General features: G+C 64.7%; 20 protein-coding genes. 6 read left to right on the plus strand and 14 right to left on the minus strand.

Annotation, left to right across the window (positions count from 1 at the left end; genetic code table 11):
* Positions 1-45: 45 nt before the first annotated feature.
* From puhA to bchF, 8 genes are read right to left on the minus strand one after another with little or no spacing between them, the layout of a single operon-like run.
* On the minus strand, positions 46-831 hold the full coding sequence (puhA, locus tag QQK63_RS05955) for a photosynthetic reaction center subunit H (protein ID WP_277825443.1): 786 nt from the start codon (positions 829-831) through the stop codon (positions 46-48).
* A gap of 28 nt (positions 832-859) precedes the next feature.
* Complete coding sequence (locus QQK63_RS05960) at positions 860-2,296, minus strand: PucC family protein (protein ID WP_277825445.1); 1,437 nt, start codon at positions 2,294-2,296, stop codon at positions 860-862.
* Positions 2,293-2,985, minus strand: coding sequence for a magnesium protoporphyrin IX methyltransferase (bchM, locus tag QQK63_RS05965; RefSeq protein WP_277825447.1), 693 nt, complete (start codon positions 2,983-2,985; stop codon positions 2,293-2,295). The genes QQK63_RS05960 and bchM overlap by 4 nt, the downstream gene beginning before the upstream one ends.
* Positions 2,985-3,908 (minus strand): ferredoxin:protochlorophyllide reductase (ATP-dependent) iron-sulfur ATP-binding protein, encoded by a 924-nt coding sequence (gene bchL, locus QQK63_RS05970; RefSeq protein ID WP_277825949.1) that lies wholly within the window; start codon positions 3,906-3,908, stop codon positions 2,985-2,987. Before bchL ends, bchM begins: the two co-directional genes overlap by 1 nt.
* A gap of 55 nt (positions 3,909-3,963) precedes the next feature.
* A complete protein-coding gene (locus QQK63_RS05975) occupies positions 3,964-7,527 on the minus strand; it encodes a magnesium chelatase subunit H (RefSeq protein WP_277825449.1) in 3,564 nt (1,187 codons plus the stop codon).
* On the minus strand, positions 7,517-9,097 hold the full coding sequence (bchB, locus tag QQK63_RS05980) for a ferredoxin:protochlorophyllide reductase (ATP-dependent) subunit B (protein ID WP_277825451.1): 1,581 nt from the start codon (positions 9,095-9,097) through the stop codon (positions 7,517-7,519). Before bchB ends, QQK63_RS05975 begins: the two co-directional genes overlap by 11 nt.
* A complete protein-coding gene (locus tag QQK63_RS05985; RefSeq protein ID WP_277825453.1) occupies positions 9,094-10,377 on the minus strand; it encodes a ferredoxin:protochlorophyllide reductase (ATP-dependent) subunit N in 1,284 nt (427 codons plus the stop codon). Before QQK63_RS05985 ends, bchB begins: the two co-directional genes overlap by 4 nt.
* Positions 10,374-10,859 carry a 2-vinyl bacteriochlorophyllide hydratase gene (gene bchF / locus QQK63_RS05990; protein WP_277825455.1) on the minus strand — a complete coding sequence of 162 codons (486 nt, stop codon included), beginning with the start codon at positions 10,857-10,859 and terminating at the stop codon, positions 10,374-10,376. The genes QQK63_RS05985 and bchF overlap by 4 nt, the downstream gene beginning before the upstream one ends.
* Before the next feature lie 314 nt (positions 10,860-11,173).
* Between bchF and QQK63_RS05995 the strand changes: the two genes are divergently transcribed.
* The 6 genes from QQK63_RS05995 (at position 11,174) to idi (ending at position 17,481) form a co-directional block, all read left to right on the plus strand.
* Positions 11,174-11,998 (plus strand): cobalamin B12-binding domain-containing protein, encoded by an 825-nt coding sequence (locus tag QQK63_RS05995; RefSeq protein ID WP_277825457.1) that lies wholly within the window; start codon positions 11,174-11,176, stop codon positions 11,996-11,998.
* Between the two features lie 13 nt (positions 11,999-12,011).
* The gene (ppsR, locus tag QQK63_RS06000) at positions 12,012-13,457 is read left to right on the plus strand and encodes a transcriptional regulator PpsR (RefSeq protein WP_431312818.1); all 1,446 of its coding nucleotides are present in this window, start codon (positions 12,012-12,014) and stop codon (positions 13,455-13,457) included.
* A gap of 109 nt (positions 13,458-13,566) precedes the next feature.
* On the plus strand, positions 13,567-14,490 hold the full coding sequence (chlG, locus tag QQK63_RS06005; protein WP_277825461.1) for a chlorophyll synthase ChlG: 924 nt from the start codon (positions 13,567-13,569) through the stop codon (positions 14,488-14,490).
* Positions 14,487-15,779, plus strand: a complete 1,293-nt coding sequence (locus QQK63_RS06010; RefSeq protein WP_277825463.1) for a BCD family MFS transporter — start codon at positions 14,487-14,489, stop codon at positions 15,777-15,779. Before chlG ends, QQK63_RS06010 begins: the two co-directional genes overlap by 4 nt.
* A 2-nt stretch (positions 15,780-15,781) precedes the next feature.
* Positions 15,782-16,963 (plus strand): geranylgeranyl diphosphate reductase, encoded by a 1,182-nt coding sequence (locus tag QQK63_RS06015; protein WP_277825465.1) that lies wholly within the window; start codon positions 15,782-15,784, stop codon positions 16,961-16,963.
* A complete protein-coding gene (gene idi / locus QQK63_RS06020) occupies positions 16,960-17,481 on the plus strand; it encodes an isopentenyl-diphosphate Delta-isomerase (RefSeq protein ID WP_277825467.1) in 522 nt (173 codons plus the stop codon). The genes QQK63_RS06015 and idi overlap by 4 nt, the downstream gene beginning before the upstream one ends.
* Positions 17,482-17,515: 34 nt before the next feature.
* Here idi and dxs read toward each other — a convergent pair whose 3' ends face one another.
* From dxs to pufB, 6 genes are all read right to left on the minus strand, one after another.
* Entirely contained in the window at positions 17,516-19,435 is a 1,920-nt protein-coding gene (dxs, locus tag QQK63_RS06025) for a 1-deoxy-D-xylulose-5-phosphate synthase (protein ID WP_277825469.1), read from the minus strand.
* Between the two features lie 170 nt (positions 19,436-19,605).
* On the minus strand, positions 19,606-20,706 hold the full coding sequence (pufC, locus tag QQK63_RS06030; RefSeq protein WP_277825471.1) for a photosynthetic reaction center cytochrome PufC: 1,101 nt from the start codon (positions 20,704-20,706) through the stop codon (positions 19,606-19,608).
* A 3-nt stretch (positions 20,707-20,709) separates the two neighbouring features.
* Entirely contained in the window at positions 20,710-21,717 is a 1,008-nt protein-coding gene (gene pufM / locus QQK63_RS06035) for a photosynthetic reaction center subunit M (RefSeq protein WP_277825473.1), read from the minus strand.
* Positions 21,718-21,720: 3 nt separating this feature from the next.
* Positions 21,721-22,620: a photosynthetic reaction center subunit L gene (gene pufL, locus QQK63_RS06040; protein WP_277825475.1), complete on the minus strand. Its 900-nt coding sequence runs from the start codon at positions 22,618-22,620 to the stop codon at positions 21,721-21,723.
* Between the two features lie 139 nt (positions 22,621-22,759).
* The gene (gene pufA / locus QQK63_RS06045) at positions 22,760-22,924 is read right to left on the minus strand and encodes a light-harvesting antenna LH1, alpha subunit (RefSeq protein ID WP_109666569.1); all 165 of its coding nucleotides are present in this window, start codon (positions 22,922-22,924) and stop codon (positions 22,760-22,762) included.
* Positions 22,925-22,938: 14 nt separating this feature from the next.
* The gene (pufB, locus tag QQK63_RS06050; RefSeq protein ID WP_109666570.1) at positions 22,939-23,088 is read right to left on the minus strand and encodes a light-harvesting antenna LH1, beta subunit; all 150 of its coding nucleotides are present in this window, start codon (positions 23,086-23,088) and stop codon (positions 22,939-22,941) included.
* Positions 23,089-23,276 lie beyond the last annotated feature (188 nt).

Consider the following 23,276-nt stretch of genomic DNA (forward strand, 5'->3'; position numbering starts at 1 on the left):
GGTAGGACCGGCGCGCGGGGTCTGGCCGCGCGCCGGGTCTTGGTGTCACAGGAGCGGGTCGATCCGGTCTTGCGACGCGTAGAGGATGCCGCCGCCGTAGTAGGCGGAGATCTTCTCTTCCTCGAGCAGGGTGATCTGCGTCGGGGATTTCGTGACGGGCACAGCGGCGAAATGCTTGCCGTAGATCGCGTTGATCTTCACCTTGCCGCCCCAGATCCGGCAGAAATGGATGGGCACAAGGCGCGTGCCGCCACCATGATCCGCATCAAGTTCGATCTCGAGGTAGCGGACCAGCTGTTCGGGTGCGTCGACCCACATGTCGCTGATCGTGCCGACCACCGCCCCGTCGCCCGCGACGGCGGGCATGCCGCGCGGATCGCTGCCGGCGGATACGCGGAAGCTTTCGGTCTGACCCATGGGCACGATCTTGGCGTGGCCATGGCCGTCAAGCTCGGGCACGTCGCGGCGCGGCGTCCATGCACCGGGTCCGACACCGGCCAGCATCGCATCGCCGGTGACGTCATAGGGGTAGCCGTTGCTGGCGTTATGCGCGGCCTTGGTCAGCGGCAGGTCGGCGCGGCGATGCGCGGCCTCGTTCTCGGGCGAGGGCACGGTGACCTCGCCGCGGCCATGCATCAGTTTGAAGGTCTTGGGATCGGGAACCGGGAAGGGGCCCTGGTTGGGGGCGACGGTCCCGTCCTCGTTCTCGAGCGGGTAACCTTCGCGCATGTTCTCGGTCTGCAGGTAGTAGATCAGCAGCGCGAAGAAGATCCAGAACAGCCAGATAGACAGGCTGGCGAGATCGAAGTTGCCGAAGAATGCGTTTTCCATTGGATTTATCCTCTTGGTCTCGGCGGTTTCAGGTGGGCAGGTCGGCGAGCCCGATCTTGCCGGCCCCCCCTTCCCTCATGTCGGTCGTTGCGGTGCGCACCAGCGGCCCGAGGGCCACCAGCGTGATGAACAGGAACAGGATCTCGATGTGGTAGACGACCGAGTAGCCGGTCGCCGGATTGTCGAGCGCCGCGCCAAGGTGGCCTTGGGTCGCGGCGGAATTCACGAGGTCGCGGATGCCGCCGCCGATGGCGGTGGACAGGCCCGCGGCGGTCGCCTGCGCGGCACCCCATGCGCCCAGCGCGAGGCCCCGGCCCGCCTTGCCCGCGGGCATGGTCATGGCCGCCGTCAGCGTGGCGACGGAGAACAGACCGCCGCCGAAGCCGATCAGCGCGGCGCCCGCGAAGAACAGCGGCGCGGAGCCCCAAGGGTTGGCGAAGATCACGGCGGAAAAGGCGACGAGACCGGCAAGGATGCCGCGCGCGCCCATGCGGTAGGGATTGATCCCGCCCGAAAGCCATTTGGCGGCAAGCGCGAAGCCGACCAGCGCCCCGGTCGCCCAGGTCGCCGTCAGCATGGTCGTGGCCGAAACCGACAGGCCCAGAATCTCGCCGCCGTAGGGTTCGAGCAGCACGTCTTGCATGTTGAAGGCGATGGTGCCGAGGAAGACGACGGCCAGAAGCCGCCCGGCGGTGCCGCCCGCGGCGTAATCGGCCCAGGCATCGGCGAAGCTGGGATCATCCTCGGCCGCCTCGCGCTGGGCGCGGGTCATGGGCTGCACGCGTTCCTGTTTCCACAACGCGATGACATTAAGAACGATGGTGACGACCGCGGTGGCCTGCACGACCTGGATCAGTTCGATGGGCGTGAATTCGCGCAGGAACCATCCGATCACGATGGAGGAGACTGCCATGCCGATGAGCAGCATCACGTACAGCAGCGCCACGACGCGAGGGCGCGTTTCGTCGGTGGCGCGGTCGGCGGCGAGCGCCAAGCCTGCCGTCTGGGTCATGTGCATGCCGAGGCCGGTCATCAGGAAGGCGATGCCGGCCAGCGCCTCACCCGCGAAGGGGATATCGTAGCGCACCTGCGTGACATCGCCGCCCAGAACCAGAAGGGCGGCGGGCATGATGGCAAGGCCGCCGAACTGCCACAGCGTACCGAACCAGAGATAGGGAATGCGTTTCCACCCTATGGCGGATTTGTAGGTGTCGGACTTGAACCCCAGAAGCGCGCGGAAGGGCGCGATCAGAACGGGCAGCGCGACCATGGAGGCGACGAGGAAGGCGGGAACCTGAAGCTCGACGATCATCACGCGGTTGAGTGTGCCGAGCAGCAGGACGGCGGCCATGCCGACCGAGACCTGGAACAGTGACAAGCGCAGCAATTGCGACAGCGGGAAATCGTCCGACGCGGCATCGGCGAAGGGCATGTAGCGGATCGAGATGCGCTTGAGCAGGCTCATGCCCGATACTCCAGGCAGGTCGAGATGTAGAAGCCGCGGCTGACGCGCTCGATCTCGGAAATCGAGCCTGTCGCGCCGTTCCGGGTCGCCTCACGCGACAGGTGGCGGGGGTTGTGCGGGATCATCGTGGGCGAACGGTCCGAGCGCGGGAAAAGTTTGCCCAGACCCCAGAAAGCCATGAGGAACGCCGTGCGCGGCGCGACCGTGAAGATGACGCTTTCGCGGACGCGGGGGCACAGATGCGCCAGCGCGCGGCCCAGATCGGGGGCCTCGTAATAGATCATCGAATCCATCGCCATCACATGGTCGAAGGCACCCAGATCCGACGCCAGCATGTCGCCGGAGGTGAAGGTCACCTGACGGGCGAGCGGTTCGGGCAGACGCTTGGCCGCGATCTCGACCAGCGCGGGCGAGATGTCGATGGCGACAACCTCGGCACCACGGCGGGCCAATTCCTCGGTCATGGCGCCGGTGCCGCACCCCGCATCCAGCACGCGGCGGCCGGTCAGGTCATTGGGCAGGCGGGACAGCATGATCGCCCTCATCCTGTCCCGCCCTTCACGCACGGTCTGGCGGATGCCGGACACGGGCGCATCGGAGGTCAACCGCTCCCACGTTTTCGTGGCGGTGCGGTCGAAGTATTCTTCGACCCGGTCGCGCGTGGCGCCATATGTCGGCGTTGCGACCATCAATCGAACCCCAGCAATTCAAAGATGTGGCGGTCTTCCAGCGGCGAGGGCGAAAGAGGATCGGTGCCGCGCCACAAGGTTTCGGCCAGCCGGATGTATTCAGCGCGACACTGCACGATGTCCTCGTCGTCGGGCATTTCGAACAGGGTCTTTTTCTTGAGCCGCGAGCGCCGGATCGCATCCACATCGGGCATGTGGGCGATGCGGTTGAAGCCGACCTCGGCGCAGTAGCGATCCACCTCGTCGGTGGCTTTCGAGCGGTTGGCGATGCAGCCCGCAAGCCGCACGTTGTAGTTCTTGGACTTGGCCTGCACGGCGGCGATGATGCGGTTCATCGCGTAGATGCTGTCGAAGTCATTGGCGGTGACGATCACCGCGCGGTCGGCGTGTTGCAGCGGGGCGGCAAAGCCGCCGCAGACCACATCGCCCAGAACATCGAAGATCACCACGTCGGTGTCTTCCAGCAGGTGGTGCTGTTTCAGGAGCTTGACCGTCTGGCCCACGACATAGCCGCCGCAGCCGGTGCCTGCGGGCGGGCCGCCGGCCTCGATGCACATGACGCCGTTGTAGCCCATGGTCACGAAATCCTCGGGGCGGAGTTCCTCGGCGTGGAAATCGACCTCCTTGAGGATGTCGATGACGGTCGGCTGAAGATGGCCGGTGAGGGTGAAGGTGCTGTCATGCTTGGGATCGCACCCGATCTGGAGCACTTTCTTGCCAAGCTTGGAAAAGGCCGCCGAGAGGTTCGACGAGGTGGTCGATTTCCCGATGCCGCCCTTGCCGTAGACGGCAAAGACCTGCGCGCCCTCGATCTTCGTCTCGGGATCGAGATGGACCTGAAGCGAGCCTTCGCCATCCTCGCCCTTTTTCAGGACGGGGGGCGCGCCAAGATCGCGTTTGGCGAGACCTGCGGCCTCGCGCATGTTGGCGCGGGCGGCGGGGGGCTGTCGTTCGTCCAGCATAATCTCGGGTCCTTCCCTATTCGGCGGCCACGTTGAGACCCTCGAGCGTATCCTCGAGCTCGTCCGCGCCAGCCTGAAGCGCGGCCAAGGTGGCCTCATCGGGTTGCCAGTAATTCCGTTCGAACGCCTCGATCAGGCGGTTGGCCATGCGGGCCGAGGCCTGCGGGTTCAGCGCGGCCAGACGGCGGCGCATGTCTTCGTCAAGCACGAAGGTTTCGGTCAGGCGCTGGTAGACCCACGGGTCGACCTGCCCGGTCGTCGCGGACCAGCCCATCGTATTGGTCACCTGCGCCTCGATCTGGCGGACGCCTTCATGGCCGTGTTTCAACAGCCCCTCGAACCACTTGGGGTTCAGGCTGCGGGACCGGGTTTCAAGCGCGACCTGTTCCTTGAGGGTGCGGACCTTGCCCTCGCCCCGGGTCTGGTCGCCGATGAACACCGGCGCTTCGACCCCGCCCTTGGCGCGTTTCACCGCGCGGGAGATACCGCCCAAAGTGTCGAAGTAATGGTCGACCGTGGTGACGCCCAGTTCGACCGATTCAAGGTTCTGATAGGCCAGATCGACATCTTTCAGCGCCGCCTGAAGGAGGCCCGCGTTCTTGTGCGCCTTGCCGTCCATGCCATAGGCGAAGGACTTGCGCGCCTGATAGGCGTCGGCCAGTTCGTCCTCCTGACCCCAAGCGCCGCTGTCGACCAGTTGGTTGACGTTGGAGCCATAGGCCCCTTCGGCATTCGAAAAGACGCGAAGGGCCGCTTCCTCCATGCCGACACCCATCTGCGCGGCGTAGTCGAGCGCATGGGCACGGACGAAATTCATCTCGATCGGCTCATCGGCGGTGGCGGCCTTGTAGGCGGCTTCGGCCAGCATCCGGGTCTGGAGCGGCAGCAGATCGCGGAAGATGCCCGAAAGGGTCATCACCACGTCGATGCGCGGGCGGCCCAGTTCGGCGAGGGGGATCAGATCGGCGCCGCAGAGCCGCCCGTATCCGTCGAAACGCGGTCTGGTGCCCATGAGCGCGAGCGCCTGGCTGATTGGGCCGCCATCGGATTTGATATTGTCCGAGCCCCAGAGCACCAGCGCGATGGACCGTGGGAATTCCCCGGCCGCTTCGATCAGCCGCTGCGCCTGTTTCGCGCCATCCTGCAGTGCGAAGGCGGTGGGCATGCGGAACGGGTCGAAGGCGTGGATGTTGCGCCCGGTGGGCAGAACCTCGGGCGAACGGATCAGGTCGCCGCCCGGAACGGGTTCGATGTAATGGCCCGAGAGCGCGCGCATCAGCCCGGTCAGCTCCGTTTCCTGCCGCAGCAGATGCTCGATCCGCTTGCGGGTGTCGGGGTCGGTCTCGGCCATGACGCGCAGGTGTTCTTGCAATTCGGCTTCGGCCATCGGGCGGCCCACGACATGCAGACCGTCGGGGATCAGGGCGTCTTCGGTTTCCAGAAGGGTCAGCCAGAGCTTGTCGGGATCGCGTTCGGTCAGATCGACCGCCTCGGCCTGGGTGGCGATGAGGGCGGCCAGATCGTCGCGTTCATGGGCATCGGGGGCAAGCGAGCGCCAGCGCGTCAGGCTGTCCTTCAGTTCGGAAAGACCTTTGTAGAGACCGGCGGAGGCCAAGGGCGGCGTCAGATGCGTGATCGTCACCGCGTTCGAGCGGCGCTTGGCCAGCGTCGCCTCGGACGGGTTGTTGGAGGCGTAAAGATAGACGTTCGGCACCTCGCCGATCAGCCGGTCGGGCCAATCGCGCGCGCCCAGCCCCGCCTGCTTGCCCGGCATGAATTCCAGCGCGCCATGCATCCCGAAGTGCAGCAGCACATCGGCGGACCATGTGTTGCGCAGCCAGAGGTAGAACTGCGTGAAGGCATGGGTCGGGGCGAAGCCGTGCTCGAACAGGAGGCGCATCGGGTCGCCCTCGTAGCCGAAGGTCGGCTGGACGCCCACGAAGACATTGCCGAAATGCTGGCCGAGGATGAACACGCCGCGCCCATCCGATTGCACCTTGCCGGGTGCGGGGCCCCAGACCGCCTCGATCGCCTTGAGGGGCGGGGTGTTGCGGACGATCGTGTCGGCATCGACGTGGGCGGCGACATTGGCTTCCTGGCCGTATTGCTTGGCATTGCCATGCAGGATCGCGGCGCGCAGGTCGTCGACATTTGCCGGAACCTCGACCGCGTAGCCATCCGCCTTCATCCGGGTCAGCGTGTTGAACAGGCTCTCGAACACGCTGAGATAGGCAGCGGTACCGATCGCGCCCGCATTGGGCGGGAAGCCGAAGAGGACGATGCCCACCTTTTTCTCGGCATTCGCCTTGCGCCGCAACAAAGCCATCCGGCGGGTCTTTTCCACGAGGCTGTCGATGCGTTCGAGACAGGGCGCCATCGCCTTGGTGTCGGAGGCGCGCGGGCAATTGTAGGAACAGCCGTGGCAGCCATCGGCACTGTGGCGTCCGCCGAAGATCGTGGGGTTGGTCGCGCCGTCGATCTCGGGCAGGGCGACCAGCATGGTGGTTTCGACAGGCCCCAGACCGCCACCCGATTCGGCCCATTGGCCCAGCGTCTGAAACTCCAGCGCATGGGCGGCGATGTAGGGCAGGTCGAGCCCCTTGAGCACCTCGACCGCGGCCGCGCTGTCGTTATAGGCGGGCCCGCCGATCAGGCTGAACCCGGTGAGCGACACCAGCGCATCGATGCGACCGCCGGTGAAATAGGCCTCGATCGCGGGCCGCCCGTCGAGACCGCCGGCAAAGGCCGGGATCACGGCAAGCCCCGCCGCCTGCATCCGCCGGATCACGCCATCGTAATGCGCGGTGTCGGAGGCCAGCACGTAGCTGCGCATCATCATCAGCCCCACGGTCGCGACCGGGTTTTCCGGCTGCGGCAGGGTGGTGGCATCGGTGGTGATACGGTGGCCGGGCAGATCGGGGTGATAGAGGCCGACCTCGGGGTAATCGATGGGGGCCGCGGCCTTGGCGCCCTTGAGGGCGCGATCCTTTGCATAGGTGCCGACGAGAAACCGCACCATCTGTTCGACGTTGTCGTCGGAGCCGCCCAGCCAGTATTGCATGGTCAGGAACCATGCGCGCAGATCCTGCGCCTTGCCGGGGATGAATTTCAGGATCTTGGGCAGGCGGCGCAGCAGTTTCATCTGCTTTTCGCCCGAATTGGCCGAAGGTTCCTTGGACCCGCGCAGCTTTTTCAAAAGGCGCATCGGCCCGGTGGCCGGCTTCATCATGTCCAACTCGCCCATCCGGGTCAGCTGGACGACCTCGCGCGCCGAGATCACGCCGATCATCGCGTCGCAGGCATCGCGCCGCGCCTGCAGGTCGGGCAGGATCGCGGTGATGTGTTCCTCGATGAACAGAAGGTTCGCAACGATGATGTCGCCATGGCGCACGGCGATCCGTGCCTCTTCCAAGGCGGCGGGGTTCTCGGCCCATTCGGCGGCGGCGTGAACGGAAACGTTCAGCCCCGGAAACTCGCCCGCAAGTCGTGCGCTGACCCGCGCCGCCGGACCCGCCGCGTGGCTGTCCAGCGTGACGATCACGACCCGGTAGCCGGGGATATGATCGCCATCACCGCGCATAATGGGCCTTGGCCTCGTAAAGCGTATCGACGCTGATTTCGGTGACGCCGCGTTCGGCGGCGAATTTCTCGGTGTTGCGCTTGGCCTTGCCGCGCACGAAGAAGGGGATCTTTTTCAATTCGCGCTCGGCATCGGCGAGCCAGACCATGACATCGGTGCCGGTTTCCACGGGCGCGGGCATGTCCGTCTTTGATTCCGAAATACTCCGGGGGGAGTCAGCTTCGCTGACGGGGGGCTGGCCCCCCTCCACGGCGCGGGGTGCGTGACCACCGTGGTGGCTGGCGCCGGCCTCGTCATGGAACTCGAAATCCTCGCGGAACATCGCCAGAAGATGTTCCTCGAGCCCCATGACCAGCGGGTGGATCCAGGTGTCGAAGATCACGTTCGCGCCTTCCCAGCCCATTTGGGGGGAATAGCGGGCCGGGAAATCCTGAACATGGACGGGGGCCGAGATCACGGCGCAGGGGATGCCGAGGCGCTTGCCGATATGGCGCTCCATCTGGGTGCCGAGGATCATCTCGGGCGCGGCATCCTCGATGGCTTTTTCCACCTCAAGGTAATCGTCGGTGATCAGCGCCTCGAGGCCGAACTCCTTGGCCAGTTGACGGATCGGCCGGGCGAATTCGCGGTTGTAGCAGCCAAGGCCGATGACCTCGAAGCCCATCTCGTCGCGCGCGATGCGGGCGGCGGTCTGGACATGGGTGGCGTCACCGAACAGGAACACTCGCTTGCCGGTCAGGTAGGTGCTGTCGACCGATTTCGACCACCACGGCTGGCGGAGGCGGGACAGATCCTTTTTCGGCTCCACACCGCAGATCCGGGCCACTTCGGCCACGAAATCATGGGTGGCGCCGACGCCGATGGGGACGGTTTTCGTGAAGGGAATGCCAAGCGTCCGCTCCATGTGGCGGGCCGCCGTTTCGGCATGTTCCGGATACATCAGGATGTTGATGTGGGCCGCGCCCAGCCGGGTGAGGTCATGGGGCGTCGCATCGAAGGGGGCCACGACATTGATGCCGATCCCCATCTCTTCGAGGAGCGCCTTGACCTCTTCGATGTCGTCGCGGTGGCGGAAGCCCAGCGCGAGGGGGCCGATCAGGTTGGCGGTGATATGGGGCGTCTTTTCGACAGGACCGGCCAGCGCCTTGACGAGCTGGTAGAAGGTCTCGTCGGTGCCGAAGTTTTCCTTGCGCTGGTAGCTGGGCAGTTCCAGCGCGATGACGGGAACGGGCAGGTTCATGGTTTCGGCCAGCCCGCCCGGATCATCCTGGATCAGTTCGGCGGTGCAAGAGGCGCCGACGATCAACGCCTGCGGCTTGAACCGGTCATAGGCGTCTTGGCAGGCCCGTTTGAACAGGCCAGCCGTATCCTCGCCCAGATCGCGCCCTTCGAAGGTGGTGTAGCTGACCGGCGGGCGGTGGTTGCGCCGTTCGATCATGGTGAAAAGCAGGTCGGCGTAGGTGTCGCCCTGCGGCGCATGCAGGACGTAATGCAGACCCTTCATCGCGGTGGCAACGCGCATCGCGCCGACATGCGGCGGGCCTTCGTATGTCCAGACGGTGAGTTTCACGCGCGCTCCTCCAATTTCAGGAGGGCACGGCGGCGCAGAGGGCGGCTGAAGAGACCCGCCAGATCACCGGCCTGATCGTAGAAATGGACCGGGGTGAAGACGAGTTCGATCGCCCATTTGGTCGTCAGCCCCTCTGCCTCAAGCGGGTTGGCAAGGCCAAGGCCGCAGACGGTCAGATCGGGACGGGCGGCGCGCACGCGGTCGAGTTGCTTTTCGACATCCTGGCCTTCGGAGATCGTGGGACCGGCCGGGATCAGGTCGAGGTCGGGGCCGACGAGGCCCTTGTGGATGAAGGGCTGGCCGATCTCGACCGCCACCATGCCGCATTCACGGGTCAGGAACCGGGCCAGCGGGATTTCCAGTTGGCTGTCGGGCAGAAAGAAGATCGACTTGCCACGCAGATGTTCGGAAGCGTTGGCGATGGCCGTCCGCGCGCGGGCGCGGGGGGCTGCCGTCACGGCGTCGAAAGTCGCGTCATCGACGCCGAATTCATCGGCGATGGCCTTGAGCCAAAGCGTCGTTCCCTCTTCGCCGAAGGGGAAGGGTGCCTGGATCATCCGCGCGCCACGCCGTTCGAGCGCGGCGGCAGTATCGCCGAGAAAGGGCTGAAGGCAGGCGAACACCGTGTTCGGCCCGATCCCGGGCGCATCCGCGCTGCGCGGGGCGGGCAGGACATGGATCGGGCCGATGCCCATCTTGGTCAAAAGATCGACGGCCTGATCCTCGACAACATCCGGCAGGGCACCCACGAGCAAAAGCTCGCGGTCTTCCGTCCCGGGGAGGACGGGAACCATGGAAGCGAGACAGGCATCTTCGCCTTGGGTAAAGGTCGTCTCGATGCCGCTGCCGGAATAGTTCAGCACGCGCACATGGGGCGCGTGGATTTGGGTCAGCCGTTCAGCGGCGCGGGCGAGATCGAGCTTGATCACCTCGGACGGGCAGGAGCCGACGAGGAAGAGCTGCTTGATGTCGGGGCGACGGGACAAAAGGCGCGCGACCTCGCGGTCGAGTTCGTCATTGGCATCTGCCAAGCCGGCCAGATCGGTTTCCTCGAGGATGGCCGTGCCGAAGCGGGGTTCGGCGAAGATCATGACGCCGGCGGCCGATTGCAGCAGGTGGGCGCAGGTGCGCGAGCCCACGACAAGGAAGAAGGCATCCTGCATCTTGCGGTGCAGCCAGATGATGCCGGTCAGGCCGCAGAACACCTCGCGCTGGCCGCGCTCCTTGAGGATGGGCGCATCGCGGCAGGTGCTGGCGGGGATATTGGCGGGGCGGTTCACAGGCGGCCCTCCGCGTCGAGGCGGGCCATGCGCAGTTTCCAGACGAATTGCGCCGCATTGATGACATAGGCCGTGTAGGCGGCGAGCGCGATCCACATCTGGTCGGCATGCGACCAGCCCGCGACAAGCGCCCAGACATAGGTGAGGTGCAGGGCGATCACGAGAAAGCTGACCACATCCTCCCAGAAGAAGGCGTGGGCAAAGAGGTACTGGCCGAAGACGACCTTTTCCCAGATCGCGCCGGTGATCATGATCGTGAGCAGCACGGCGGTCTTGGCGATGATCGACCAGGTCGCGGCGTCATAGCCCGCGCCGGTGAGCAGGAAACGCAGCACGAGAGCCAGCGACACGAGAAAGACGAGAAATTGAACCGGGGCGAGCACGCCCTGGACGGTTGTCCAGATCGTGGCATCGCGCCGCGCGCGTTCCTCGGGCGTGTAAAGCTGCCGTGACGGGGAAGATGTCAGGGTTTCGCTGGTCATGCGAATGTCGATTCCTCTGGGCGATAGGGAAAAACTAGCCCCCAGAGCAGGAGAGTGTCAACTAAAACTTACACCTTAAATGGACATCGACAGAGACATTTCGGGTGCGGCAGGACCGGGGTGAGTATTGGATTTCCCAATAATTTTTGGGTTGCGCGCATTCGGAATTCGGTGACTGCCCCTTGAAGCTGGGGTGCTGTCAATTTACTTTGACATATAGAACGGTTTGCGCGACAGTTGCGCAGGCCAATTGCTGCCCGACCGACGCATGGCCATAGAAAGACGTCGGAGGGGGGCGCAAGCGGTGGCATCACATGAAAGACGACTCGCATAACAAGGCGACGACGAGCCTCGCGACCGACGGTGCCGAGGTGCGGCTTTTGGCGCGGCGCGCGATTGCCGTGCTGGCCGCCAACGGCAACGGCCGGAACGACGGAGTGACCCGGCGGCTGGAACAGCTGTTGGATGCTTTCGTCGCTGCCGACGAGGATCAGCGCCACGAGATGCTGCTGCGCCTGCGGCAGGACAGCGTGTCGGCCGATGACATCATCGACCATATCATTCCCGCGGTCGCGCGCCTGATGGGCGAGCGTTGGGCGGGCGACCAGATCAGTTTCGCGGATGTGACCATCGGCACCGCACGGCTGCAAGAAGCGGTGCGCGCGCTGGGCTGGCACGACAAGAGCCGCCAGAAGATCCCCGAGAGCGCGCCTGTGATCCTGCTGATCATCCCGCGGCCCGAACATCACACCCTTGGCGCCTTCGTTTTGGCGGACCAATGGCGGCGAATGGGATTCAGGGTCGATATCGCCATGGATCAACATCCGCGCCAGATCGCGGAACGGCTGCGCAAACGGCGTTACGCCATGATCGGGATCACCGCGTCGGGGCGCAGAACCCTTGCGTCGGCAAGGGAATTGGTGGACATAATCCGGCTTACCGTTGCGCGGACGTCGCCCGTTTTCATTGGTGGTTCCATTCTGGACCGGGACGTCGATGTTCTCGCCATTACCGGAGCAGACCACACCGCGCGCGATGCGGGCACGGCGTTGCGGAAATGCGGGCTTGTAGAAGCGGGGTGGGAGGCCCCGTCACTTGAAACGTCCGGGAATGTCGGCACCCGACAGGAACGGCGGTAGGGGCATGGATCGCATGAACACGCGCGGATCGGATTTTCTGGGTCAGCCGTCCGCTCCGGCCATCGGGCCGGAGCAGTTCAACGAAATCGTCACCACCGCAGCGGATCTTGCCATCGTGCTCGATACGCGGGGCACCGTGAAATCGGTGATCGTGAACCCGCTGAACCCGACGCTGGGGCGTCTGGATCACTGGAAAGACCGCGACATCCGCGAATTCATGGCCGAGGACAGCCTGTCCAAGCTGGAAACGCAGCTCGAAGCCTATCGCGCCGGCAAGAAGGGCGCGGTGGATGCCATTGAGGTCAACCATTACGACAATGCGAATTGGGAATTCCCGATCCGCTACACGCTGCACAACACCGGCAATCCCGACATCATCTTGATGCTGGGCCGCGACTTGCGCCCGATCGCCGAGCTTCAGCACCGGCTGGTCAAGGCGCAGCTGGCGCTGGAGAAGGATTACGAGACTCATCGCGATTACGAAACGCGCTACCGGGTCATCATGGAGGCGTCGCGCGATGCGCTGGTGCTGGTCGATGTCGCCTCGGGGCGGATCGTCGATCTGAACGCCGCCGCGGCGCAGGTTCTGGGCGCGGATGCCGATGCGCTGACCGGCAGCGCCTTTACCCAGGAATTCGACGGACGCCGCAGGGGCGAATTCATCGAGGGGCTGGTTCTGGCCGCCACCGACGATTCCAGCGGGCCGGTGCCGGTCAAGACGCGGCGCGGCAAGCTGGACGTGGCGATCCACCCGATCGTGTTCCGCGCGGCGGGCGACAAATCGCTTCTGTGCCGGATCGAGACCGCGCAAAGCGCCGAGACGGTGGCCGCCGAATTGTCCAGCACGCTGGCGCAGCTGTTCCGTGAGGGACCGGACGCCATCGTCATCACCGATGCCATCGGGACGATCCGGGCGGTCAACGACGCCTTCCTCAACCTGACCGAGGTGGGCAGTTCGAACGAGGTGAAGGGCAAGTCCCTGTCCGAGTTCCTGTCGCGCGGCAGTGTCGACCTGAAGGTCCTGACCGACAATGCCACGCGGGCGGGCAAGATGCGGATGTACGCGACCCGGCTTGAAGGGGCGTTCGGATCGCAGCTGTCGGTGGAAATGTCTGCGACGCACCTCAACAGCAACGGCATCACCGGCTTTGCCTTCGTCATTCGCGACACGTCGCGGATGGAGGTGGTGCGCGACCCCTCGGCCTCGGTCATACCCGGGCCGGGGCCTGTCTCTGACGACGCCATGCGCAACGTGATGGACCTTGTCGGGTCTGCCCCGTTGAAGGATATCGTCGCCGCGACCACCGACGTGGTCGAGAAGATGTGCATCGAGACGGCGGTGGAGCTGACGGATAACAACCGCGTCGCTGCCGCCGAAATGCTGGGCCTGTCGCGCCAGTCGCTCTACGTCAAGCTGCGCAAGTACGGCCTGTTGAACAAGAACGACCGCGGCGGCTGATACGGCCCGCACCTTCCCGAAAAGCTGACTTGTGAACGACGCGCGTGGCGCGGCGTCCACCAGCCTTTACACTTGCCGACTCGTAGACTGTCAGGCTATGTTTACACTTATGAGTGTAACGACCGACCTCACCAAGCCGACATCCAACCGCACTCTGCCCGAGCCGCGGGCGGTATTGACGCTGCTCAAACCCATCACGTGGTTCCCGCCGATGTGGGCCTATCTGTGCGGCGCGGTTTCGGCCGGGGTTTCACCGTCAGGGCATTGGCTTGCGGTGATATTGGGCGTGGTTCTGGCCGGCCCCATCGTCTGCGGCATGAGCCAGGCCGCCAATGATTGGTGCGACCGGCATGTCGACGCCATCAACGAACCACATCGCCCGATCCCGTCAGGGCGCATTCCGGGCCGCTGGGGCCTGTGGATCGCCATCGCCATGTCGGCGCTGGCCGCTGTCGTGGGTCTGGCGCTTGGCCCCTGGGGCTTCGGCGCGACGCTGGTCGCCATCGCCGCCGCCTGGGCCTATTCGGTCGAACCGATCCGGCTGAAGCGGTCGGGCTGGTGGGGTCCGGGTCTGGTCGGCCTGTCCTATGAGAGCCTGCCGTGGTTCACGGGCGCCGCCGTCCTGTCGATGGGCGCGCCGGGTTGGCCGGTGGTCATCGTCGCCCTGCTCTATGGCATCGGCGCGCATGGCATCATGACGCTCAACGATTTCAAGGCGCTGGAAGGCGACCGGCAGATGGGGGTCAATTCCCTGCCCGTCACGCTGGGCCCCGAGCGCGCGGCAAAGCTGGCCTGTGTCGTGATGGCCGTGCCGCAAGTGATCGTTTTCGCGCTCTTGTTCTTCGTCTGGGACCGCCCGGTTCATGGGCTGGTGATCGCGGTGTCGCTGATCGCGCAAGGCTACGCGATGCAGGTTCTGCTGCGCGATCCCAAGGGCAAGGCGCCGTGGTATAACGGGGTCGGCGTCACGCTTTACGTCTCGGGCATGATGGTCACGGCCTTTGCCGTTCGTACGCTGGAGGCGTGGCCGTGACGCTCAGCTGGCTCCAGATCATGCGCCTTGGCCTTGTCCAGATGGCGCTTGGGGCCATCGTGGTGCTGACGACCTCGACCCTGAACCGGCTGATGGTGGTGGAACTGGCCTTGCCTGCCGTTCTGCCCGGCGCGCTGGTCGCCTTGCATTACGGCATCCAGATCACGCGCCCGCAATGGGGCTACAAATCCGACACCGGGGGCAAGCGCACGCGCTGGATCATCGGTGGTATGGCGATCCTTGCGCTTGGTGGCATGTCGGCGGCCTTGGGTGTCGTGCTGATGGAGACGCAGGCGGCACTGGGTCTGATCGTTTCGATCTTGGCTTATGCGGCCATCGGGGTCGGCGTCGGGGCATCCGGCACCTCGCTTCTTGCGCTGCTTGCCACGGCGACAGCGCCCGAACGGCGACCGGCGGCGGCGACGATCACATGGCTGATGATGATTTTCGGCATCGCGATGACGGCGGGCGTGTCGGGCCAGTTCCTTGACCCCTACACGCCGCTGCGCCTGATGGAGGTTGTGGGCGTCGTCATCTTGGGGGCCTTTGTCCTCACCTGTGTCGCGGTCCGGGGCATCGAACGCCGGGTCGTCGCGCGGCCGCAGGGCCCGAGCGCGCCTTTCTTCGAGGGGCTGCGCGAGGTCTGGGCCGAACCCAAGGCGCGGATGTTCACGCTTTTCGTATTCCTGAGCATGACCGCCTATTTCATGCAGGAACTGATCCTCGAGCCCTATTCCGGCCTCGTCTTCGGCTTCACGCCGGGGCAGTCGACCACGCTGTCGGGGGCGCAGAATGGCGGCGTCTTCCTTGGGATGGTCGTGGTCGGTGTGGCGGGCACGGCGCTGCGGCTGTTTACGCTCAAGACATGGGTGGTGGTGGGCTGCATCGGGTCGGCGGCGGCGCTGATCGGGGTGTCGATGCTGGGCCAGATCGGGCCGGGGGCGCCGCTGCTTCCCGCCGTGATCGGCTTGGGCTTTTTCAACGGCATGTTCGCGGTGGCGGCCATCGGCAGCATGATGGCGCTGGCCGGCGAAGGACGCGACGCGCGCGAAGGCACGCGGATGGGCCTGTGGGGGGCGGCACAAGCCATCGCCGCGGGCTTTGGCGGGCTGACAGGGGCCGCGCTGGTCGATGTCGCGCGCCTGATGATGGATGATGCCGGTGCCTTTGGTGCCGTCTTTTCGATCGAAGCGCTTCTCTATCTCGCCTCGGCCCTGATGGCCCTGCGGGTGATGGAGGGCAGGATATCCATGTCGCCCGGGACCCGCGCGACCGTACCGGGGGAATGACCATGAAATACGATGTCGTCGTTGTGGGCGGTGGCCCTTCGGGTGCCACGGCGGCCGAGGATCTGGCGCGGTCGGGACACAAGGTGGCGCTGATCGACCGGGCGGGGCGGATCAAGCCCTGTGGCGGCGCGATCCCGCCGCGACTGATCCGCGATTTCCAGATCCCCGAGGATCAGCTTGTCGCCAAGATCACGACCGCGCGGATGATCTCGCCCACGGGCCGCCGCGTCGACATCCCGATCGAGAACGGCTTTGTCGGCATGGTGGACCGTGAGCATTTCGACGAATTCCTGCGGGTCCGTGCGCAGGAGGCGGGCGCGGAGCGCGTAACCGGCACATATACCAAGATCACGCGCGACAGCGACGGCACCCATGTCCATTACCGCGACAAGGCGACGGGCGAGGACCGGCAGCTGACCACGCAGCTTGTGATCGGGGCCGATGGCGCGCGGTCGAACGTCGCCCGGACCGAGATCAAGGACGGCGACAAGATCCCCTATGTCATCGCCTATCACGAGATCGTCGAGGCCCCGGGGCCGCGCGGCGACTATCACCCCGATCGCTGCGACGTGGTTTATGATGGCCGCATCAGCCCGGATTTCTATGGCTGGGTCTTTCCGCATGGCAAATCGGCCAGCATCGGGATGGGGAGTTTCCTGAAAGAGGTGGATCTGAAAAAGGCCACCGCCGATCTGCGCGAGGCGAGCGGCCTGACAGATTGCAAGACGATCCGCAAAGAGGGCGCGCCGATCCCGCTCAGGCCGCTGGATCAATGGGACAACGGGCGCGACGTGGTGCTGGCAGGCGATGCCGCCGGTGTCGTGGCGCCGTCGAGTGGCGAGGGCATCTATTACGCCATGGTGGGCGGGCGCGTTGCGGCCATTGCTGCGGCAACCAAGCTGCAGACCGGCATGATCAAGGACCTGCAACTGGCGCGCAAGCTGTTCATGCGCGAGCACAAATCGGTCTTCAAGGTGCTGGGCGCGATGCAGAACGCCTATTACAAGTCCGACGATCGCCGCGAACGGTTCGTGTCGCTCTGCCATGACATCGACGTGCAGCGCCTGACCTTCGAGGCCTATATGAACAAGGAACTGGTCAAGGCGCGGCCGCTCGCCCATATCAAGATCGGTATCAAGAACCTTGCCCATTTGACGGGCCTCGTGCCCGCGACACGCGTATGACCGAGATGATCCCGGCCTGGGTGAACGGCACATTGACCCCGGTGGAAAAGTTGGAAGCCCATCAAAAGGGCATCCGGCACAAGGCGATTTCGGTTTTCCTGATGCGCGGGGACCGGGTTCTGCTGCAAAGGCGAGCGATGGGAAAGTATCACACGCCAGGGTTGTGGGCGAATACGTGCTGTACCCATCCCCATTGGGGTGAACCTGCGCTGGACTGCGCCACGCGGCGGCTGGACCAGGAGCTGGGAATATCCGGAATTCCGCTGGTTTTCCGCGATACGGTCGAATATCGCGCCGATGTGGGCGGGGGTCTGATCGAGCATGAAGTTGTGGATATCTTTGTGGGCGAAATGCCCGATGGGCAGGAACCCGCGCCCAATCCCGACGAGGTGATGGATACGATCTGGCAACCCCTGCCCGATCTCATGCGCGCGGTGATCGATACGCCGCGCAGCTTTACCCCGTGGTTGCAGATCTACCTGCGCGACCATGCCGGGGTCATTTTCCAGCACGCCTGACTGTCCGGACTTTCGACGGTCACGCCCGCGCCCCTCAGGCGCGGGCTTTTCCTTGCAGACTTGCCACGCCCAACGCCGACAAGGCGGCATCGGCGATCTGCTGTGCGGAAAGGCCCGCATCCTCATACATCTCGGCGGGGCTCGCCTGATCGATGAAGCGGTCGGGCAGGTGCAGGGTGCGGATGGCGACACCGCGATCCAGCTGCCCGGTGGCGGCCAGATGGTGCAGCACGATGGCCCCGAACCCCAACATCGCGCCCTGTTCGACGGTGATCAGGGCGGCATGGCCCGCAACGAGGCGATCCACGAGGTCGGTATCCAGGGGCTTCGCGAACCGGGCATCCGCGATGGTGACGGACAGGCCCCGCGCCTCGAGCGCGCGGGCGGCATCGGTCGCTTCGGCCAGATGCGCGCCGAAGCTCAGGATCGCCACGTCGCGCCCCTGTTGCAGGATGCGGCCGCGACCGATCTCCAGCACTTCACCCTCCTCGGACATGGGAACGCCGGTGCCTTCGCCGCGCGGATAGCGCAGCGCGATGGGGCCGCTGTCATGGGCGGCGGCGGTGGCCATCATATGGACCATCTCGGCCTCGTCGGCGCAGGCCATGACGGTCATGTTGGGCAGGGCCGCCAGAAACCCGATGTCGAACGCCCCGGCATGGGTCGGCCCATCTGCCCCCACCAGCCCGGCGCGGTCGATCATGAAGCGGACGGGCAGGTTTTGCAGCGCCACGTCATGGACGACCTGATCATAGCCGCGCTGCAAGAAGCTGGAATAGATCGCGCAGAACGGGCGCATCCCGCCCGCCGCCATCCCGGCGGCAAAGGTCACGGCATGCTGTTCGGCGATGCCCACGTCGAACACGCGGCCCGGCATCGCCTTTTGCAAGATGTTGAGACCCGTGCCGCCGGGCATGGCGGCGGTGATCCCGACGATCCGGCTGTCGGTTTCGGCATGGTGCCTCAGCCGCTCACCGAAGACGGTGGTATAGGCGGGGGCATTGGGTGTTGATTTCTTCTGCACACCGGTCGCGACATCGAACTTGTTCACGCCGTGATAGCAATCATCCGACAATTCGGCGGGGGCATAGCCCTTGCCCTTGACGGTGACGGCATGGATCAGAACCGGGCCGGTGGCCCGCGCCTTGGCGCTGCGCAACACGTTCAGAAGCTGGCCCATGTCATGCCCGTCAACCGGGCCGATATAGGTGAAGCCAAGATGCTCGAAAAGCGTGGCCGACCGCTGCTGACCCGTGACCAGCTCCCGCGCTCGTTCAGCGCCCTGGCGCAACGGCTCGGGGAGATGTGCCGCAACGCCGTCGGCGATATCCTTGAGGGCCGCCAGCGGAGAATTCTTCGACAGGTTGGCCAGATAACTCGACATCGCGCCCGTTGGCGGTGCGATGGACATGTCATTATCGTTGAGGATCACGAAAAGGCGGCGACCGAGGTGACCCGCGTTGTTCAGCGCCTCATAAGCCATGCCCGCGCTGATCGACCCGTCGCCGATGACGGCGATGGCATCGCCGGTCGCCTGCCCCATCTCGCGCGCCATGGCAAAGCCGAGGGCCGCGGAAATGCTGGTCGAGGAATGCGCCGCGCCGAACGGGTCGTAATCGGATTCCGCCCGCTTGGTGAAGCCCGACAGGCCGCCCTTCTGCCGCAGGGTGCGGATGCGGTCGCGCCGCCCGGTGACGATCTTGTGGGGATAGCATTGGTGGCCGACATCCCAGACAAGCTTGTCATAGGGGGTGTTGAACACGGCGTGGATCGCCACGGTCAATTCCACCACGCCGAGCGAAGATCCCAGGTGCCCGCCGGTTTCCGATACGGCCGAGATCGTTTCGGCGCGCAACTCGTAGGCGCATTGCTTCAGTTCGGCATCGGTCAGACGGCGCAGATCCGCCGGATGGGTGACACGGTCGAGAACGGGGGTGTGGGGTCTGTCGGTCATTTGTGCTGGTCCTCCCGAACCGGCGGTGGGGATCGAAAAAACCGCGAGCAGGGTCTGAACCTGCCCGCGGCGGAGAGCCTCACGAAGGGACGTAAGGAAAGGTCGAGACCGGGGGCGGGGCGAGGCCGCGCCCCCGGTCGCATGTCATATGGGCCGGGGCCCGCATCGCCCTACTCGAAGGCCGAGTAGTCGGGCATGTCATCCACCACGGCCAGTTCGGGCCAGTTGTGGATCACGTTCAACCCGTTGAGCGGTTGCTGTTCGCCCTGGTGGCAGGTGCGGCAGGCCAGTTTCGGCACATCCGCGTAAACCGGGCCAAGCCGTTCGGGCGGCAGGACGGTTTCCAGCGGCAGGATGTACTGCTCCAGCGTTTCCTGAACCATCAGGATGCCCAAGCTTGCCGTAGCCCACTGCGGGGTCACCTGCGCCGGATCGTAGAAAGCGCGGGTGTTGTGGCAGAAGGTACAGTTCACCCCCAGCGAGTTGGAGAAGTAATTCATCCAGGCATAGGTCATTTCGGCCTGCTGGATGAGGGGATCGCCAGGCTGCTGCTGAACGCGGCTTTCGAGGTCGTGGACCTGCGCGACGCCATACTGCCCGTTCTCGTCCAGAAGCAGGAAATGCTCCAGGTAGGTCGAGGGCAGCGAGGTGAAGTTCGAGGTCATCGTCACCCGGTTCTGTATCGCCGGCCATCCCGCCACGTTCGAATTCACGTTCCCGACGCGGAACCAGATGTTGTTCGGGACAGGCTGTCCGCGGTGGCAGGTATAACAAGTTACCCCCACCTCGGCATTGGCCTGAACGTGACCCGCCCAGTTCTGGTTGATGTTCTGCGTCATCTCGATCATCGAGTAGGCGAGCGCCGTCTGGTAGCTGTCATTGCCCGGTTCCAGAAGGTCGGGAATGCCGGTCCATGAGCGCATGGCCTCGCGCAGGCGTTCGTAGTTTTCCACGGTGACATTGGCCAACGCGGGCGGAACGCCTTCGAGAACGTCGATCGCAAGCTGCGAGTCGGCGGTGGGAACCACCGGCTCGGAGGTGACGAAGCCATCCACATCCGGGTAGACGGCGAGGTCCGACACGAATTCCTGCACATGCATGCCGGTGCCGCGCGGGCCTGTCTGCTGGCTGGCCGTGGCAAAGGGTTGCCCCCATGCCACGATCATGGCTGCAACAAAGATCGCCGATCCAGCGACACCCACCGCGATGGCGGGGCCGAAGATGTTGGTCGGGTTGTCCTTGTTCCAGTTGTCAAACCACTTGGGAAACATGGCTCAGTTACCTCCCGCCGGAACGCCGCCGAAGTCCTGGTAGGTGCCGTAGGCTTCGTAGCCGTAAGCGCCCAGGTATTCAGGTGCGAAGTTGTGTTCGATGGCCCAGATGAACCAGTTGTCCACGACTGTGCCGGTCAGAAGGATGCCGATGCCGCCGGTGATCGGGGTCAGGACCGCGAACCACCATGCCCAGCGGTGAATGCCTTCCATCGTGGCGTTGAAACCCATGGTCCAGCGCCAGAAGAGACCGGCCCGCTCGGATGCCGTGCCACGGTCGTAGATCTGTTCCAGTTCCCGGTCGCCGCCATAGCGGGAGACGGCAAGGATGGTCGCGCCATGCATCGCGAAGAGCAGGACGGAGCCGTAGAGGAACACGATCGAAAGCGCGTGGAACGGGTTGTAGTAGAGGTTCCCGTAGCGGATCGAGAAGGCCGTGGTCCAGTCGAGGTGCGGGAAGATGCCGTAGGGCACCGCCTCGCTCCAGGATCCCATCAGGACGGGACGGAACAGGCCGAGGACGAGGAAGAGCCAGATCGCGGCCAGGAAGGCCCAGGCGATATGCTTGCCCATCTTGTGCTGTGCGGCCAGGAGATAGGTCCTGAGCCACCAGCTCATCACCGAGATCAAGAGGAAGAAGCTGGAGATGATGTACCAGCCGCCATCATTGAGCGGCGGCATGGACAGCCCGTGTTCCGGCCCCGGAGGTTCGAGCGCCAGCCAGAACAGCTGCCGGACGAATTCGGGGATGGACCAGTCCACTTGGCTCAACATGTTCAAGCCGACGATGTTGAACCAGAGCGTACCGGTGGCAAGGCTGATCAGACCGGCCCAGCCAAGGTAGATCGGGCCGATCTGGGCGTTGCCGATCCAACCGATCAGGGTCGAAAAGGTCGCCTTTTTCGTGCGCTCGCCGCCCAGGATGTTTTCGCCGGTCTGGGCCATGCCCATCTCGGGCTCGCCCTGCACCTGCACCTGGGTGAAGATGTTCTGATATTCGAAGTAAGCCATGGCTCAGTTTCCTCCCACGACTGCGGGGGCGTTCGTGCCGTAGGTGGCAAGGCCCGTGCTGTCATAGACGACACCGGGGTCCGGCCAGATCGGCAGCGTCAGCCACCAGTTCCACCATTCGGGCCAGCCGGAGGTCCAGACCGGGCCGGAGATGATGATGCAGACCGCGCTCCAGAAGCCCGCGTTCAGCGCCAGAAGCAGACCGACGCGGTGGATGCCCAACGTGCCGATCGAATAGCCGATGAAATCGCGGAAGAACGTGTCTTCGTGATCCGGGGTCTTGGCTTCCTCGCCCTTTTCGGGATTGGCCGCCGACAAGATCAGGCCACCGTGCAACGCGAGCGCGAAGGTCGTCGCGAAGAAGAAGGTGACGGCGATCATGTGTGCCGGATTGTAGTGGAAGTGCAGGTAGGCATAGCCCACGTTCGAGACCCAATCGAGGTGGCTGAAGATCCCGTAGGGAAATCCATGACCCCAGGCGCCCATCAACAGCGGGCGGAACACCACCAGCGTCACATAGGCGAAGATCGCGAAACCGAAGGCGAAGGGCACGTGATAGCCCATGCCCAGCTTGCGGCTGATCTCCACTTCGCGCAGCGCCCAGGACACGAAGGCCCCGACTGCGCAGAACGTGACGATCTGCCAAAGACCACCCTCCATGAGCGGTGCGAACCCGAGCCCGTAGCTCAGGTCAGGGGGCGCGATGTTGATCGTCCAGGGGTTGAAGTTGCCATCCATGGCAGCTCCCCAGAAGATCAGGATCGTCCCCAAAAGGGCGAAAAACGCTGTCGTCACTCCGAAGAAGCCCACGTAGAAGGGCCCCACCCAGAAATCGAACAGATCGCCGCCAATCAGCGTCCCTCCGCGGACGCGATATTTTTTTTCGAAGCTTAGCAAAGCCATGCGTCTGTCTCCGCGTTCGGCGGCGTCAACGGGCAGCGCCGGTCAGCCGTCAGTCAAGTCATTCGGATCGCTGCGGGCGAAGCGGTCACGGCACCGCCCGCAGCAAGACTGTTCCGCGCCCGACAGGCGCGGATGCAGGTCAGCCGCCGAAGCCGGCGGTTGCTGCTGCGGACTCGAACCAGTTCAGGCCCGACGACAGAACCACGAGGTGGATCATTGCCGCGAGGAGGAACAGGAAGACGCCCTGGGCCACGAACACGCGGCGGGGGTCGAAAATGAGCCAGATCTTGTAGAACTTAGCCATGATTTAGCTCCTTCTCAGAACCAGGGTGCCCAGATGTACGTGGCAAGGTGAGCAACAAGGGCGACGGCCGAAAACAGCCAGAGCCCGCTCATGTATACCGCGTGCAGCTCTTGCGCCTGCTCGTCGGTAAGACCCGTGAAGGACAGGTCGGAATTATCAGCCATTTAACTTTCCTCCGGAACGTTAGACCGATGCCGCGAACCCCGCGGCCGGGCCCCGACAAGGCCTCATTGCCCTGTCGGCCATCCACCCCACCCCGCGTTGCCTTGGGATGTGGCGAATTTCGTATCGGCTCCGGTCGTCACGCCGAGTGTGTCTTGCGGCCCGGCTGCCCCCCTGTGGTCTGACGACA

The sequence above is a fragment of the Roseicyclus marinus genome (assembly GCF_030163795.1).
GTDB lineage: Bacteria > Pseudomonadota > Alphaproteobacteria > Rhodobacterales > Rhodobacteraceae > Roseicyclus > Roseicyclus marinus.